A 14,827-nucleotide genomic window follows, 5' to 3' on the forward strand; every position below is an offset into this window, starting at 1 on the left:
AGAAGGTTACTTGCAGATGTCGACGATCTTCTTGATCTTGTCGTCGAGATTTTGACGCAACTCGTCCTGCGCGAAGTCCTGCGCCCCGGCAAGGTAGCCGATGCTCAGTTCCTCGAGCTGGGTGCCAAGCGTGCTCGCGTTGTCCGCCAAGTCTTTAGGGGTTGCGGGCTCCGCGGCCACCCGGTCGCGCAGGAACGCGCCGCCGTCGTAGAACGCGAACCGCTGGGCGGTGGCCACCGACAGCGCACCGATCGGCCCCCCGTTGTCTGGGTTCTTCAGGTGCGAGTTGCGCACCACGGCACGGTCGACGATCTTGAACGTCTCGCAGATGTGCTTCTTGGCGTCGTTGCGCTGCTGGTCGCTGTATTTGCCAGAAGCCGCCGCGGACTCGTTCGGGTAGAAGTAGCTGTACGCGGCGCCCGCGACACCGAGGACCGCCAGCACCAACGCGGCGATAGCCAGCCAGAGGGGCAGCTTCGACGGGCTTGCGGCGTGCGCGTGCGAGGTGGTCGTCGTGGTCGTGGCCGGCGCGGTGGTGGGCGCGGCGACGGATTCGGTGACGTCCTCGGATGCGGACGATGGCTCGTGTGAAGGTGTCTCAGACATTGGTCGATCGTATACACCACAACTATTGGCACGTAACCGTTTCAAGGGCCAATAAAAATTACCTCTCTCAATCGCTTTGGTGCCGAATTCGATTCGGGATACCAAAAACGGTGCGCTGGCATACTCAACCAGCGCACTCGATGTTCTAAGTTTGTTGTCAGGAATTGGTCGAGAGCGTGAGCTCCATGAGCTTGAGGGCCTGCGCGCAGGCATCGATTCCGGGCACCTGTGGGTTGACCCACCATCCGACCACCCCGGCCGCGTCACTCGCGACACCGCACGAACCGTTGGGATCGTTCGGCCGCATGACGATCGACGGCACACCCGCGATGGCTTTGTTCTCGATCTGATACTTCAAAAACTCGGCGACTTTGCGCTCGTTGTCCAGGCTGCCCTGCTCGAACCAGAACCGGGTGATGTCGATGAGACCGCCCGGGTTGGCCGCTTGCCAGCGGCAGATCGCACCGACGAACGTGCTCTGAATGTCCTGCGGGTCGGCACCGACCGTCTTAGCCAGCACGTCGGTGGTGAGTACCTCACATTCCTTTTGCAGGTTCGGGTATTGCTGCTCGGAGGTGTTATTGCGGGGGGTGTCGCCGGCTCCCGCCTTCTGCGCGGTACCGCCGACCGAACGGCTGCAGCCGGTCGCCACGGATAGCGCAGTAACCACAGTCAACACGCCCACCAAAATCCGGCGACGCACACCAGCGCTCATTTGCCATTCGCAATCGTTTGGCGCGCCAGCTCTTTGGCGATGTTGCAGGCGTCGGGGAATGGCTTTTGGTTGAAGTTCACCGACCACTCGAAAAAGTCGTCGTTGAACTGGATTCCGACCTCACACAGTGAGTCACCCAGCTGCGGGTCGGCGCCCACGGCGATGAAGCCGTTGTGGCCGCTGATGTTGATGTCTTCGACACTGGTCCGCGACAGCTCCTCGGTTTTGCGTTCACGTCCGATCGGGCTTCCGCGATACCAGGAGAAGGAGAAGTGCGGCCCGAGAATGCCGCCGCCGGCCAGCCATTGGCAGCCCACCGAGTTCTTCGCGGTGTTGACCAGGCCGTTGATCTGCGTCAGCTTGTTCACCGTCTCATCGGTCACGCCGCCGCATTGCGGGAACGACGGGCCGTGGTTGCCGTTGCTGGCCGACGGCCCGGTGGACCCGGGCGGCTGGGACTGGTTGGAACCGGAGTCCGAACAAGCGGCTGCCATCGGAACCAGCAGCGCAGCCGCACACGCGAGCGCCGCTACGTTACGTGGCTCCGCTACCCGCACCTTGATCACAGGTTGCACTGTAGCGGCACCACCTTTGACCAACCATCGCACACGCGGTGAGCTGTGCTTTCTCGTATGCAACAGTTACCAGATGCTCGTGGCACTGCTGCGCCGGTTCGTGCGGCCGTACCGGAGGCTGGTCGCGGCCGTGCTGATCCTGCAGTCGATCAGCACGCTGGCCTCGCTGTATCTGCCAACGGTGAACGCCACGATCATCGACGACGGCATCGCCAAAGGCGACACCGCGGCAATCGTTCGTCTGGGTGGCCTGATGTTCGGCGTGACGGGACTGCAGGTGCTGTGCGCCGTGGGCGCGGTCTATTTCGGCTCCCGCGCCGGAATGGGCGTCGGCCGCGACCTGCGCTCGGTGATGTTCCATCACGTCACGACGTTCTCGGAGCACGAGACGGCCCGATTCGGCGCGCCGACCCTGCTCACCCGCACCACCAACGACGTCCGCCAGATCCAGTTCCTGGTCCAGATGGGCTTCACGGTGCTGGTCGCCGCCCCGATCATGTGTGTGGGCGGCATCGCGATGGCAATCCGCCAGGACGCCGGGCTGTCGTGGCTGCTTGTGGTCGCCGTTCCGGTGCTGGTGGCGGCGAACTACGCCATCATTTCCCGCACGCTTCCGCTGTTCCGCAGCATGCAGCGGCTGATCGACAGCATCAACCGGGTGCTGCGCGAGCAGCTGTCCGGCGTGCGGGTGGTGCGCGCCTTCGCGCGTGAGCCCGTCGAGCGTCGGCGATTCGACGAAGCGAACATCGCGTTGTCGACGACCACGCAGAACGCCGGCAACTGGCAGGCGTTGATGCTGCCCGTCACTACGTTGACCATCAACTGCTCCAGCGTGGCGCTGATCTGGTTCAGTGGCCTGCGAATCGACCGTGGTCAGATGCAGGTCGGGTCGCTGATCGCGTTCTTGGTGTACTTCGCCCAGATTCTGATGGCCGTGGTGATGGCGACGATGACGGTGATGGTGTTGCCGCGCGCAGCGGTGTGCGCCGAGCGGATCACCGACGTGCTCTCCACCGTGCCCGCCGTCAGCAACCCGGCGCACCCGGTGCGGCCAACTGCGGCGCCCGGCCTGGTGCGACTCGACGGCGCCTCGTTCCGCTACCCCGGTGCGGATCGCGCTGTGCTGCAAGATATCTCGTTGATCGCGCATCCTGGGTCCACAACCGCGATCATCGGTAGTACCGGTTCCGGAAAGTCGACGCTGGCCGCGCTGATCTGCCGGTTGTACGACGCCACCACCGGCTCGGTCGAAGTCGGCGGCGTCGACGTGCGGGACCGCGACATCGACGAGCTGTGGTCGAGCATTGGGCTGGTACCCCAGCGCAGCTACCTGTTCTCGGGCACGGTCGCGGACAACCTGCGCTATGGCAAAGCAGACGCGACCGACGACGAGATGTGGGAGGCGTTGCGAGTCGCGGCGGCCGACGACTTCGTCCGCGCGCACCCCGACGGCTTGAGGATGCGCGTCGCTCAGGGCGGGGTCAACTTCTCCGGCGGGCAACGGCAGCGCATCGCGATCGCACGGGCGGTGATCCGGCGCCCGGCGATCTACGTCTTCGACGACGCCTTCTCGTCGCTCGACGCGCACACCGACGCGCTGGTGCGCGCCAGACTGGCGTCGACAGCCTCGGACGCGACGATGATCGTTGTCGCGCAGCGCATCTCGACCGTCATCGAGGCCGATCAGATAATCGTCGTCGACGACGGGCGGATCGTCGGCACCGGGACGCACGAGTCGCTGCTGGCGGAGTCGCCCGCCTATCGAGAGTTCGCCGAATCGCAATCGGTGGATGCCGAAGTGGGCGGTGCGCGATGACGACGGCTGCCGCTCCCGCGGCCATTCGCCCGCGGGATTTCCGCGGATCGACGATCCGGCTGGTGAAGTTGCTTGCGCCGCAACGCCACACGGCCGTCGCGGTGATGGCGTTGAGCATCCTGGGCACCGTGGTCGGCGTCGTCGTTCCGCGTATTCTCGGCCACGCCACCGATCTGTTGTTCAACGGCGTGATCGGCCGCCGGCTGCCAGCGGGCATGACGAAGGATCAGGCTGTCGCCGCGGCGCGGGCCCACGGCGACAACGCCTTCGCCGATCTGTTGTCCGGCATGCATGTGGTGCCCGGGCATGGCGTCGACTTCGGCGCAGTCGCCCGTACGCTCACGCTGGCGCTCGGCATGTATGTGATTGCCGCCGTGATGATCTACGCGCAGGCACGGCTGCTGAACGTGACGGTGCGACGGTCGCTGCAGGCGCTGCGCTCCGACATCGAAGACAAGCTGCACCGGCTGCCGCTGTCCTACTTCGACACCCGGCGACGGGGTGAAATCCTCAGCCGCGTCACCAACGACGTCGACAACCTGCAGACGTCGTTGTCGATGACGATCACCCAACTGCTTAGCGCGGTGCTGACCGTCGCGACCGTGCTGGTGATGATGCTGAGCATCTCGCCCCTGCTGACCGGTATCGCGCTGCTGACCGTGCCGCTGTCGATCGCTGCGACGAGGGCGATCGCGCGGCGCTCGCAGCGGCTGTTCGTCGCGCAATGGACCAACACCGGACGGCTCAATGCACACATCGAGGAGAGTTACAGCGGCTTCACCCTGGTCCGGACCTACGGCCAGCGGGCCAAGATCGAAGACGAATTCCGCCGCCTCAACGACGACCTCTACCAGGCGAGCTTCGGTGCTCAGCTGATTTCGGGGATGGTGGCGCCGGCGACGACGTTCATCGGCAACCTGAGCTACGTCGCCGTCGCAGTGGTCGGCGGCATCAAAGTCGCCACCGGACAGATCAGCGTCGGCAACATCCAGGCCTTCATCCAATACGTGCGCCAGTTCAACGCACCGCTGAACCAGGTCGCGTCGATGTACAACACGCTGCAGTCCGGGGTGGCCAGCGCCGAGCGGGTCTTCGAGTTGCTCGACGAGCTCGAGGAGCCCGCCGACAGTCCCGGCTCGCTACCCGACGGAGCCCGGGGCGGAGTGCAATTCGAGCACGTCAGCTTCGGCTATCGGCCGGGCAGCACGGTGATCGACGACCTGTCGTTCACCGCCGAACCCGGCAGCACCGTCGCGATCGTCGGGCCGACCGGGGTGGGCAAGACGACGCTGGTGAACCTGCTGATGCGGTTCTACGACGTCGACTCCGGCCGGATTCTGGTCGACGGCATCGACATCACCTTGGTGAGCCGCCAGTCGCTGCGCTCGCGCATCGGCATGGTGCTGCAGGATGCCTGGCTGTTCAGCGGGACCATCGCGCAGAACATCGCCTACGGGCGGCCCGACGCCCAAGACGAGGAGATAATCGCGGCGGCAAAGGCGGCATACGTCGACCGGTTCGTGCATTCGCTGCCGCACGGCTACGACACCCAGGTCAACGACGGCGGAAGCAACATCAGCGCCGGCGAGCGACAGCTGATCACCATTGCACGGGCATTCCTTGCCCGACCGCAGCTGCTGGTCCTCGACGAGGCAACCAGTTCGGTGGACACCCGCACCGAGTTGCTGATCGCCAAGGCCACCCGTGAGCTGCGCCGAGACCGTACCAGTTTCATTGTCGCCCATCGTCTGTCGACGATCCGAGACGCCGACGTGATCCTGGTGATGGAGTCAGGGAAGATCGTCGAACAGGGCAACCACGACGAGCTGTTCGCCCGCCGTGGCGCCTACTACCGGATGACGCAGGCCTAGCCGGGTGATTTACAGGTCGGGGCCCTCAGCGCGCAGGTCGTCGACCGCGGTCATCGCGTCACGCAGCTTGGCCAGCCACTCCTCGGTGTGCTCGCCGACCAGCTTGACCGACCACGCCAGCGCGTCGGAACGCGACCGCGCCACGCCCGCGTCGACCAAGGTGTCGAGCACCTGGCGCTCCGGTTGCTTCAACCGTGTCATCACCGGAACCGCGATGTGGGTGAACAGGACGGGCTCGCCGGCCACCTCGACGCCCCAGGACACCTTGCGCCCGTAGCGGCTTTGCGCCTCGTCGGCGATGCGCATCCGCTCCGAGCGAGTGTCCTCGCGGAATCGCGAGGCTCGCCCCTCGGCGTGCGCTTCACTTTCGGCCTCATCGGAATCCGGCAGCTTGCCGATGACGGTGATCTCTTCGCGGTCGACGACGACCGTCGGATCCCCGTCGAACCAGGCGTCGGGCAGGCGTCCGGCGAACCAGTCGGCGGCGTCGCCGGCTTCGGGTTGTCCGGCTTGCTGCCAGCCGCCGGGACGGCCGTGACGCCGTCCATGTCCGTGATGTTGTTTCATGCTTACATGATTACAGCGTTACAACCCACGTCAAGCGTGTTTCGCTGCCCGCGAACGGTCAGCTCTCGCCGCGGCGGGCGCGGAACAGCTTCACCTCGCCTTTGATGCCTTTGAGGCGTCGCGCGCCGGCGAACGACCAGGTGAAACCCGCCTCATCGCCGAGTTCGTCGTGCACCGACTCGGCGGCCAGCACCGTGCCGGGCCGCGCCGCGGCGGTCACCCGGCTCGCGGTGTTGACGGGGCTGCCGAACCAGTCGCCGGCCCGGCTCACTGCCGCGCCGGACGCGATACCGGCCCGCAACCGGGGAAAGTCGTTGTCGCTGTCGGTGATCTCCACGAGCTTGATGAGCGCATCCAATAGCGGTGCCGGCTCGGTGCAGACGAACATCACCTCATCGCCGATCGTCTTGACGAACCGCACCGGCGGGGTCGCCACGTCGCGAGCCAGATCGGCCAGCCGGTTGGCCAGTGCGCTGAGCTCCTCGGCGGGCACCTCCTCACCGAGGCGGGTGAAGCCGACCAGGTCGGCGAACGCGACGACGATGTGCCGGGCGCCCGGTAGTGGCGCACCAGCTGCCCGCTCGCTGGCGTTGACGGCTTCGGTCTCCATCATGTGCCGCAGATGCATGAACAGCATGTCCTCGATCATCGGACCGAGCAGCGGGGTGAGACGGCTGACCAGCTCCTGCGATGCCTGCGCGATTTCTAGTTCGGTCGCGCCCGGCTGCAAGATGGCTGACAGCGCGGTGTAGCGCATCACCTCGGCCGCGTGCGAGAGCCCCTCGGCGAGAATCCGAACGACCTGCACGACCTGGTCCGCCTCGATGCCGAGATCGAGGAACTCCTTGGCGTGCGCCGCCGCGGCACCGTCGGCGCGCAGATGCACGGCCGCATCCGGATCGTCGACCCGCACCAGACCGATCGCGCGTTGCACACGCTGCAACAGCTCGAGGTCGATGCCATGCGCTTCGCTGATCTCCCGCGTCGACACGTATTGGCCGTCGTTGCCGACCAGCCGTCGCGACGCGGCAAGCATCGGCACCGGATTGGACCGGACCTCGTCCGCGGTGATGCCCTGGCCAGAGAGCCATTCGAGCAACTCGGCGCGCTCCTCGCGGGCACTGCCGTCCAGTCCGTCGAGCAGTTCCTCGATCTCCGCGTCGTCCACGTGGTCAAGTTATCCGATGACCACTGCGCTACTGCAGGGATTCCCACCCGTCGTCGACGACACCGCCGAGGTGTTGATCCTGGGTTCGTTCCCGAGCGTCCTCTCGCTGGCCAGCGGCCAGTACTATGGCAACCCGCGCAACGCGTTCTGGCCGATCACCGGTGAGCTGTTCGGTTTCGACCCGGCCGCACCCTACGAATCACGGTTGGCCGCATTGCAATCGGCGAGGGTGGCACTATGGGATGTGCTGAAGCGGTGCCGTCGCACGGGCAGCGCCGACGCGAAGATCGAGCCGAACAGTGTGGAGGCCAACGACTTTGGGCATCTGTTCGATGACCACCCGTCGATCACTCGGGTGTGCTTCAACGGCAGTGCCGCGCAAAAGCTCTACGCGCGACTAGTCGACACCGACGCTAGCGTCGAGTACCTGCTGCTGCCGTCGAGCAGTCCGGCGCGGGCCATGCCCGCGGGTCGAAAGCTGGACGCCTGGCGGATTATCGCGTCGTCATGACACTGGCGGACGGCGGTGCGCCCACGGCCGCGCCGACTCGATCTGAGCGCCCAGCGACACCAGCGTCGCCTCGTCGTTTGGACGCCCGACCAGTTGGATCGACAGCGGGACGCCGTTGGCGTCCAGACCCCACGGCACGGACGCCGCGGGCTGACCGGTCAGATTCCAGATCTCGAAGAACGGCACCCGCTGCGACACCGCCAGCAGAGTCGCGACGCCGCCGAGGCGCTGGTACGCCCCGATCCGTGACGGGCCGGCGGCGTTGCCGGGGGTGACAACGACGTCGACGTCGTCGAAGATCGACTGAATGCGTTGTGCGACAGCTGATTCCGCGGCACGGATCTTGGCCATCCGCCCGTCGGGAATTAGCGACCCGATCCGCGCCATGTTGCGGGTCCGCTTTTCGAGCCGGTCTTGATGAGGCATCACCCGGACGTCGTCGTAGATCCCCCGGAAAAAGCGCGGTAAGAAGTTTCCGGAAACCGCCGCCGCCGGATAGTCAGGGTCTCGGACGACGACGTCATGGCCCAGGTCGCGCAGCAGCGCACCGGCCGCGTCGACGGCGGCGCGCTGCTCCTTGCCGACCCTGGCGATCAGCGGCGGTGGGACCTTGGTGCTCAGGGCAATTCGCAGGCGGCCGGGTTGTTTGGCGGCGGCGCCGACGAAGCCGCCTTCCGGGGCGGGCATCGTGGTGGTGGCGTCCAGGAACAGCGCGGCGTCCTCCACCGTCCGCGCGAGCGGGCCGTTCACGCTCAGCCCGCACCAGGCGTCGTGGTGCGGCGCCAGCGAGACCCGGTCGCGCTGCGGCTTGATCCCGAACAGACCGCACCAGCCGGACGGAATGCGGATCGAGCCGCCACCGTCGGAACCCAGCGCCAACGCCGCCAACCCGGCTGCCACCGCCGCCCCGCTGCCGCCGCTGCTACCGCCCGGCGTCAGCGCGGTGTTCCACGGATTGCGGGTGGCGCCGAACGTCAGAGATTCGGTGAACGGGAAGATCATCAGTTCTGGCACAGCGGTTTTCCCGATGATCACCGCGCCTGCTTCGCGCAACCGCCGGACCACTTCGGCGTCCTGGGCGGCCGGCGTCGAGACCGCGCTGCTACCGCAGGCGGTGATTTCACCGGCGACGTCGTTGTCGTCTTTGATCGCGACCGGAACTCCGAGCAGCGGTAGCCGCTCGCCGGCGTCCAGACGCTTCTGCGCGGCCAGCGCCTCCTGCCGCGCGGAATCGGCCAACACCACCCGGTAGCTGCGCAGCTGCGGGTCGAGTCGCGCGATTCGGTCCAGGTAGATCTCGAGCAGCGCGGGCGCGGTGATGGCCGTCGCGGCCAGCATCCGCGCCTGCTCGGCCGCTCCGGCGAAGGCCACGTCACCTAGGTCCACGTCGAGGGAGACTACTCACTCAACCGGCGCAGCGGACCGCTACCGTGGCGACATGCCCTGTGTGTTCTGCGCGATCGTCGCCGGCCAGGCCCCGGCCATCCGGATCTACGAAGACGACGACTACTTGGCGTTTCTCGACATCCGCCCCTTCACCCGCGGCCACACGTTGGTAGTGCCCAAGCAGCACTCGGTCGACCTGACCGACACGCCGGCGGAGACGCTGGCCGGCATGGCGGTGATCGGCCAGCGCATCGCGAAAGCGGCACGCGCAACCGAGTTGGCCGACGCCACCAACATCGGGATCAACGACGGCCAAGCCGCCTTTCAGACGGTCTTCCACATCCATCTGCATGTGCTGCCGCGGCGCAACGGCGACAAACTGTCGGTCGCCAAGGGCCTTCTACTACGCCGGGACCCGGACCGCGAGTCGACCGGCCGGATCCTGCGGGACGCTCTGGCGGAGATCGACGCCGCGGGCTGATACTGGGCGCATGGCACTCCCGCTAGAACAGACGCTGCTGCCCTACCTGCTCAAAATCCACGACACCGTCTACCAAAAGACGAACGGTTGGATCGGGCATCGCACGCTGGGCATTCCCAGCCTGCTGCTGCACACCATCGGCGCCAAGACCGGGCAGGCCCGGACGGCGTCGCTGACTTACGCTCGCGACGGCGACGACTACCTGATCGTCGCGTCCAAGGGCGGCGACCCGAAAGCGCCGGGCTGGTACCACAACCTGAAAGCCAACCCGAACGTCGAAATCAACGTCGGCCCGAAGCGTTTCCACGTGACCGCCCATCCGGTGCTGCCCAACGACCCGGACTACGAGCGGCTCTGGCAGATCGTGAACAAGAACAACAGCAATCGGTACGAGGCGTATCAGGCCAAGACGTCGCGGCCCATCCCGGTGGTGCGGCTCACGCCGGCGTAGTCCGCGGCGTGGACTAGAACAGTTCCTTGGCGAGCAGTTCGAGCGTCTTTTCACGCGCGGGCGCGGTCCGCGGGTCGGTGCCGCGATGCGCCGAGGCGACGGGATGGATCATGACCTCGTCGACGCTAAACCGCTCCGCTAGCGCGCGCACCTGGTCGGCGGCCTCGGCGGGTGATCCGACGACCGCTCGCCGCAGCCCGCCGTCGACGACCTGGCGCATCTGCGGCGTCAGCCTGGCGTCGTCGATGTCCTCGACAAGTTCGACTGGCCCCAACGGCTGACCGGTCCGCAGCCGGGCCATCATGTGCAGGTTCGGCAACATCAAAGCGGTTGCCTCGGTGCGGGTTTCGGCAACCGCGGCGTTGACGGTCAGGAAGGTCACCGGCTCGGCGGTCAGCTCGCTCGGGACGAACTGCGAGCGGTACAACTCCAGCGCCTCTTCGGTCCCCTGCCCGGAGAAGTGATGGGCGAACACGTACGGCAGACCTTTGGCGGCGGCCAACCGCGCCGAGTACATCGACGACCCGAGCAGCCACAACCTCGGCTCTCCGGCAGCGGCCGGGGTGGCCTTGAGGTTGTAGTCGCCGTCGCGCAACTGCACCTGCACACCCTTGGCGCTCATCATCGCGCGCACGTGGTCGAGGTAGTCCGGGAACTGATCGATATCGCGGTCGTCGCGGCCGGCGGCGCCACGGAGCAGCACCGACGTCACCGGATCCGAACCGGGGGCGCGGCCGATGCCGAGGTCGATGCGGCCCGGCGCCGCGGCTTCCAGCAGTGCAAACTGTTCGGCGACGGCCAGCGGCGCGTGGTTGGGCAGCATCACGCCGCCCGAGCCCAGCCGAAGGTGGGTGGTCTGCGCCGCGAGGTAGGCGATCAGCACCGGCGGGCTGGTCGCCCCGACCGAGGGCATGTTGTGGTGCTCGGCGACCCAATAGCGGGTGAAGCCCAGCCGGTCGGCGGTCTGCGCCAACCCCACGGTGGCTGCCACCGCATCAGCGGTCGTCTGGTCGGTGCGGACGGGAACGAGATCGAGTACAGAAAGCCGCATGAGGTGGTCAACGCCTCCGCTTGGCCGATCGTTCCCTACGGGTACTCCTGCAGGTCGATTGAATGCACCACGGTGTAGAACTCCTCGGCCACCATTGGACCGGCGTCCATGCCCAACTCCATGTCGACCAGTCGTTGGGTCCGTTCGACGTAGCCGCGGAAGGTGGAGTCGTAGTTGGCGAACCCGCGCTCATGATCGCCCTGCGCGCGGGCGAGCTCACCGGCCAGAATGTAGGCGCCGAGCAGGGCCAGGCTGGTGCCCTGCCCGGACATCGGTGAGCTGCAGTGCGCGGGGTCGCCCGCCAGCACCACCCTGCCGCGGGCCCAGCGGTCCATGACGATCTGCGCTAGCCCGTCGAAGTAGAAGTCGGGGGCGGTTCGCATGTAGTCCAACAGCTGCGGCCGGACCCAGCCGTCGTGCGCCATCCGGCGTTCGAGCTCGGCGAATTGTGCCGCGGTGTCGCGATAGTCGATCTTCAGATCGCGGTCCATGAACCCGAACATCGCGCGAGCCTCGGTGTTGTCGCGGGCGCTGTACACACCGGCCACCGTGGTGTCGCTCTGGTGGAACATCTGCCAGTAGTCGAGGTTCAGGAAGTTGGGCACGGTGAAGATCGCCATGAACGTCGGGATCGCCCGAATGAATTCCGACTCGGGACCGAAGGCCAGCCTGCGCACGTTGGAATGCAGACCGTCCGCGCCGACCACGAGGTCGACTTCCCGGGCGTTGGCCTGCTCGAAGCTCACCACCACCCGATCGCCGCGGTCGTCGAGCCCGGTGATGCTGTCGCCGAAGAGGAACTCGACGTCGTCGAGTGAGTCGCGCAGCAACCCGACGAGGTCGTCGCGAAGGATTTCGATGTCGGGGTTGTCGATGACGCCGCCGGTGGGCGTCGACTCGGTATCGCGGGACAGTTCGTTGCCGTACTCGTCAACGAACGAGGCGCCGCGGATAGCGGTCTTTTTGGCCTCGGCGGCCTGCAGCAGTCCCATGCGCTCGAGGATGTTCAGCGCCGGCCCGCGGACATCGATGGCCTGCCCGCCGGGCCGCAATCCGTCGAACCGTTCCACGACCGTCACTGAATAACCATGGTGTGCAAGCCAGTACGCGTTCGCCAAACCTGCCACGCTTGCTCCGGACACCAGAGCGGCCGTCATGAGATGCCTCCCACCCGCTTCGCCTGGACGAAGATGTCATCGAGCATCGCAGGGGTCAGCTTGCCGGTGAAGGTGTTCTGTTGGCTCGGGTGGTAGCAGCCCAGCAGTGTCACCTCGCCATGCGGGGTGCTCACCGTCGCGGTGGCGGCGTGGCCGAACTTCGGCTGCGGGCGCGGCACGTGGCCACCGGTCGCGCGGATCATGTCGAGTGCCGACCGCCAGCCAAACCCGCCGAGCGCCACAATCACTCGCGTTTCGCTGCCGACCAGCCGCCACTCGGCGGTCAGCCACGGCGCACAGGTCGACCGTTCTGCCGGTGTCGGCGCATTCGCCGGCGGAGCGCAACGCACGGCCGCCGCTACCCGAACATGATTGAGCTGCAAGCCATCCGCGGCGTCGACGGCGATCGGCGAGTTGGCCAGACCCGCCCGGTGCATCGCGGCGTACAGGAAATCGCCGGACCGGTCGCCGGTGAAGACCCGGCCGGTTCGGTTGGCGCCGTTGGCCGCGGGCGCCAGCCCGACGACCATGATCCGCGGCCGCGGATCACCCCACCCCGGAACCGGCCGACCCCAATACGGCTCGTCGGCGAAGGACCGCCGCTTGGTCAGCGCCGACTCCTCGCGCCATTGCACCAGCCGAGGGCAGGCCCGGCACACCGAGATCTCAGCGTCCAGCTGCTCGAGGGTTTTGGCGGCCTCGGCCATCGCCTCGACCTGCCCGGCGTCGGACGCGACGGCGGTGCGGGCGGTCGCGGGATCGCCGGGCCACCCGGTGCCAGGCGGCACCGGGGTTGCGAAGAGTGCGCCGGTGCGCGGATGAGCAAGCGTCACGACTCCACTGTGCCGAACAGTGTTTGCCGAAACCCGGTCGGGGCTAGTCATCGACGATGCCGTCTCCGGTCACCACCCGCGACATCGACCACCTCCTCAAAACCTTGGCCGGTCATGTCCAGGCCGCCGATCCCGGGCCGCAGCGGGACATCGCCAATGCGATGACCGGCGAGCTGCTGGGTCACGTGCCGCACTGCACACCGGCCGACGTGCGGGCGGCAGCCGGCCGCGCGCGAGCCGTCCAGAAGCAGTGGGCGGCCCGGCCGGTTGCCGAGCGCGCCGCGGTGCTGCTGCGCTACCACGACTTGGTGCTGCAGCGACAGGACGAAGTGCTCGACCTCATTCAGCTGGAAAACGGCAAGGCGCGACGCCACGCCTTCGAGGAGATCCTCGACGCCGCCATCACGGCTCGGTACTACGCCAACACCGCCGAAAAGTATCTGCGTCCCAAGCGACGCCAGGGTGTGCAGCTGGCGCTGACCGAAGTCTGGGAGCACCACCACCCGAAGGGTCTGGTAGGCATCATCTCGCCCTGGAACTACCCGTTGACGCTCGGCATCAGTGACGCGATTCCCGCACTGGTCGCGGGCAACGCGGTATTGACCAAACCCGATGACAGCACGCCGTTTTCGGCGCTGTGGGCGGTGCAACTGCTGGAGGAGGCCGGCCTGCCGCCGGGGCTGGTGCAGGTGGTGACCGGTCCGGGGTCTGAGCTCGGCACCCCGATCATCGAAGAGTCTGACTATTTGATGTTCACCGGTTCGACCGGCACCGGCCGCAAGGTCGCCCAACAGGCGGCCGAACGGCTGATCGACTGCTCGATGGAGTTGGGCGGCAAGAACGCGTTGCTCGTCCTGGACGACGCCGATGTCGGCAAGGCGGTCTCCGGCGCCGTGCGGGCGGCCTTCTCCAACGCCGGCCAACTGTGCATCTCGATCGAGCGGATCTACGTGGTCAAGCCGCTGTGGCAGCGCTTCGTCGCCGAGTTCGTCGAGGCGACCAAGGCGCTGAAACTGTCGGCTGCGCTGGATTACTCGGCCGACATGGGCTCGCTGATCAGCGCCAAGCAGCTGCAAACGGTCACCGAACACGTCGATGACGCAAAGGCCAAGGGAGCGACCGTGCTGGCCGGCGGCCGGGCGCGACCCGATATCGGGCCCTACTTCTACGAGCCGACCATCCTCACCGGTGTCCACGAAGGCATCACGTTGTACGCCGACGAGACATTCGGTCCGGTGGTGTCGCTCTATCCCGTCGAGACCGAGCAGGAAGCGATCGAGAAGGCTAACGACAGCACCTACGGACTCAACTTCGCGGTGTGGACCAGCGACCCGGCGCGTGGACAACGGGTGGCCACCCAATTGCAAGCGGGAACCGTCAACGTCAACGGGGCTTACGCGGCCACCTGGGCATCCGTCGACGCTCCGATGGGCGGCATGAAGGACTCTGGGCTCGGACGCCGGCACGGCGAGCACGGCATCCTGAAATACACCGAATCGCAGACCATAGCGACCGAACGCGTGCTGCCGGTCGGGGCGCCGCACGGCGTGCGCGGAGACATCTACGCGAAGGCGATGACCAACGGCCTTCGGTTGCTGCGGCGGCTGCCCGGGGTGAAGTAGAGCCCGCATACGTAAAA

Annotated in this window: 15 protein-coding genes; 6 read left to right on the forward strand and 9 right to left on the reverse strand. The window is 66.7% G+C overall.

What is annotated here, in order from left to right; translation table 11 throughout:
- Positions 1-6: 6 nt before the first annotated feature.
- The 3 genes from MKK62_RS01175 to MKK62_RS01185 form a co-directional block, all read right to left on the reverse strand.
- Positions 7-606, reverse strand: a complete 600-nt coding sequence (locus MKK62_RS01175) for a hypothetical protein (protein ID WP_240262790.1) — start codon at positions 604-606, stop codon at positions 7-9.
- 157 nt (positions 607-763) lie between these two features.
- The gene (locus tag MKK62_RS01180; RefSeq protein ID WP_240262789.1) at positions 764-1,321 is read right to left on the reverse strand and encodes a DUF3558 domain-containing protein; all 558 of its coding nucleotides are present in this window, start codon (positions 1,319-1,321) and stop codon (positions 764-766) included.
- On the reverse strand, positions 1,318-1,815 hold the full coding sequence (locus tag MKK62_RS01185) for a DUF3558 domain-containing protein (RefSeq protein WP_240263883.1): 498 nt from the start codon (positions 1,813-1,815) through the stop codon (positions 1,318-1,320). The genes MKK62_RS01180 and MKK62_RS01185 overlap by 4 nt, the downstream gene beginning before the upstream one ends.
- A 154-nt stretch (positions 1,816-1,969) precedes the next feature.
- On the opposite strand from MKK62_RS01185, the gene MKK62_RS01190 reads away from it, so the two are divergent.
- Entirely contained in the window at positions 1,970-3,712 is a 1,743-nt protein-coding gene (locus MKK62_RS01190) for an ABC transporter ATP-binding protein (RefSeq protein ID WP_240262788.1), read from the forward strand.
- Positions 3,709-5,583, forward strand: a complete 1,875-nt coding sequence (locus MKK62_RS01195) for an ABC transporter ATP-binding protein (RefSeq protein ID WP_240262787.1) — start codon at positions 3,709-3,711, stop codon at positions 5,581-5,583. Before MKK62_RS01190 ends, MKK62_RS01195 begins: the two co-directional genes overlap by 4 nt.
- Before the next feature lie 9 nt (positions 5,584-5,592).
- Here MKK62_RS01195 and abmR read toward each other — a convergent pair whose 3' ends face one another.
- Both abmR and MKK62_RS01205 read right to left on the reverse strand, forming a co-directional pair.
- Positions 5,593-6,150 carry an ATP-binding transcription factor AbmR gene (gene abmR, locus MKK62_RS01200; RefSeq protein WP_240262786.1) on the reverse strand — a complete coding sequence of 186 codons (558 nt, stop codon included), beginning with the start codon at positions 6,148-6,150 and terminating at the stop codon, positions 5,593-5,595.
- Positions 6,151-6,208: 58 nt separating this feature from the next.
- Positions 6,209-7,318, reverse strand: a complete 1,110-nt coding sequence (locus MKK62_RS01205; protein WP_240262785.1) for an adenylate/guanylate cyclase domain-containing protein — start codon at positions 7,316-7,318, stop codon at positions 6,209-6,211.
- Positions 7,319-7,334: 16 nt separating this feature from the next.
- Here MKK62_RS01205 and MKK62_RS01210 point away from each other — a divergent pair, with 16 nt between their 5' ends.
- Complete coding sequence (locus tag MKK62_RS01210) at positions 7,335-7,829, forward strand: DNA-deoxyinosine glycosylase (RefSeq protein ID WP_240262784.1); 495 nt, start codon at positions 7,335-7,337, stop codon at positions 7,827-7,829.
- Here MKK62_RS01210 and MKK62_RS01215 read toward each other — a convergent pair.
- Entirely contained in the window at positions 7,824-9,215 is a 1,392-nt protein-coding gene (locus MKK62_RS01215; RefSeq protein ID WP_240262783.1) for an amidase, read from the reverse strand. The two genes, MKK62_RS01210 and MKK62_RS01215, sit on opposite strands and share 6 nt — an antisense overlap.
- Positions 9,216-9,267: 52 nt before the next feature.
- On the opposite strand from MKK62_RS01215, the gene MKK62_RS01220 reads away from it, so the two are divergent.
- Together MKK62_RS01220 and MKK62_RS01225 are read left to right on the forward strand one after the other, a co-directional pair.
- On the forward strand, positions 9,268-9,696 hold the full coding sequence (locus MKK62_RS01220; protein WP_240262782.1) for an HIT family protein: 429 nt from the start codon (positions 9,268-9,270) through the stop codon (positions 9,694-9,696).
- 10 nt (positions 9,697-9,706) lie between these two features.
- Positions 9,707-10,147, forward strand: a complete 441-nt coding sequence (locus tag MKK62_RS01225; protein ID WP_240262781.1) for a nitroreductase family deazaflavin-dependent oxidoreductase — start codon at positions 9,707-9,709, stop codon at positions 10,145-10,147.
- A gap of 13 nt (positions 10,148-10,160) precedes the next feature.
- Here MKK62_RS01225 and MKK62_RS01230 read toward each other — a convergent pair whose 3' ends face one another.
- The 3 genes from MKK62_RS01230 to MKK62_RS01240 are packed head-to-tail and all read right to left on the reverse strand — an operon-like array spanning position 10,161 to position 13,239.
- Positions 10,161-11,198: an LLM class flavin-dependent oxidoreductase gene (locus MKK62_RS01230; RefSeq protein WP_240262780.1), complete on the reverse strand. Its 1,038-nt coding sequence runs from the start codon at positions 11,196-11,198 to the stop codon at positions 10,161-10,163.
- A gap of 35 nt (positions 11,199-11,233) precedes the next feature.
- On the reverse strand, positions 11,234-12,355 hold the full coding sequence (locus MKK62_RS01235) for an FAD-binding protein (protein WP_240262779.1): 1,122 nt from the start codon (positions 12,353-12,355) through the stop codon (positions 11,234-11,236).
- Positions 12,352-13,239 carry a uracil-DNA glycosylase gene (locus MKK62_RS01240; RefSeq protein WP_434085008.1) on the reverse strand — a complete coding sequence of 296 codons (888 nt, stop codon included), beginning with the start codon at positions 13,237-13,239 and terminating at the stop codon, positions 12,352-12,354. Before MKK62_RS01240 ends, MKK62_RS01235 begins: the two co-directional genes overlap by 4 nt.
- 5 nt (positions 13,240-13,244) lie before the next feature.
- Between MKK62_RS01240 and MKK62_RS01245 the strand changes: the two genes are divergently transcribed.
- Positions 13,245-14,810, forward strand: coding sequence for a succinic semialdehyde dehydrogenase (locus MKK62_RS01245; RefSeq protein ID WP_240262778.1), 1,566 nt, complete (start codon positions 13,245-13,247; stop codon positions 14,808-14,810).
- The last annotated feature ends 17 nt before the right edge of the window (positions 14,811-14,827 follow it).

It is taken from the genome of Mycobacterium paraterrae, from assembly GCF_022430545.2.
In the GTDB taxonomy this organism is placed as follows: Bacteria; Actinomycetota; Actinomycetes; order Mycobacteriales; family Mycobacteriaceae; genus Mycobacterium; species Mycobacterium paraterrae.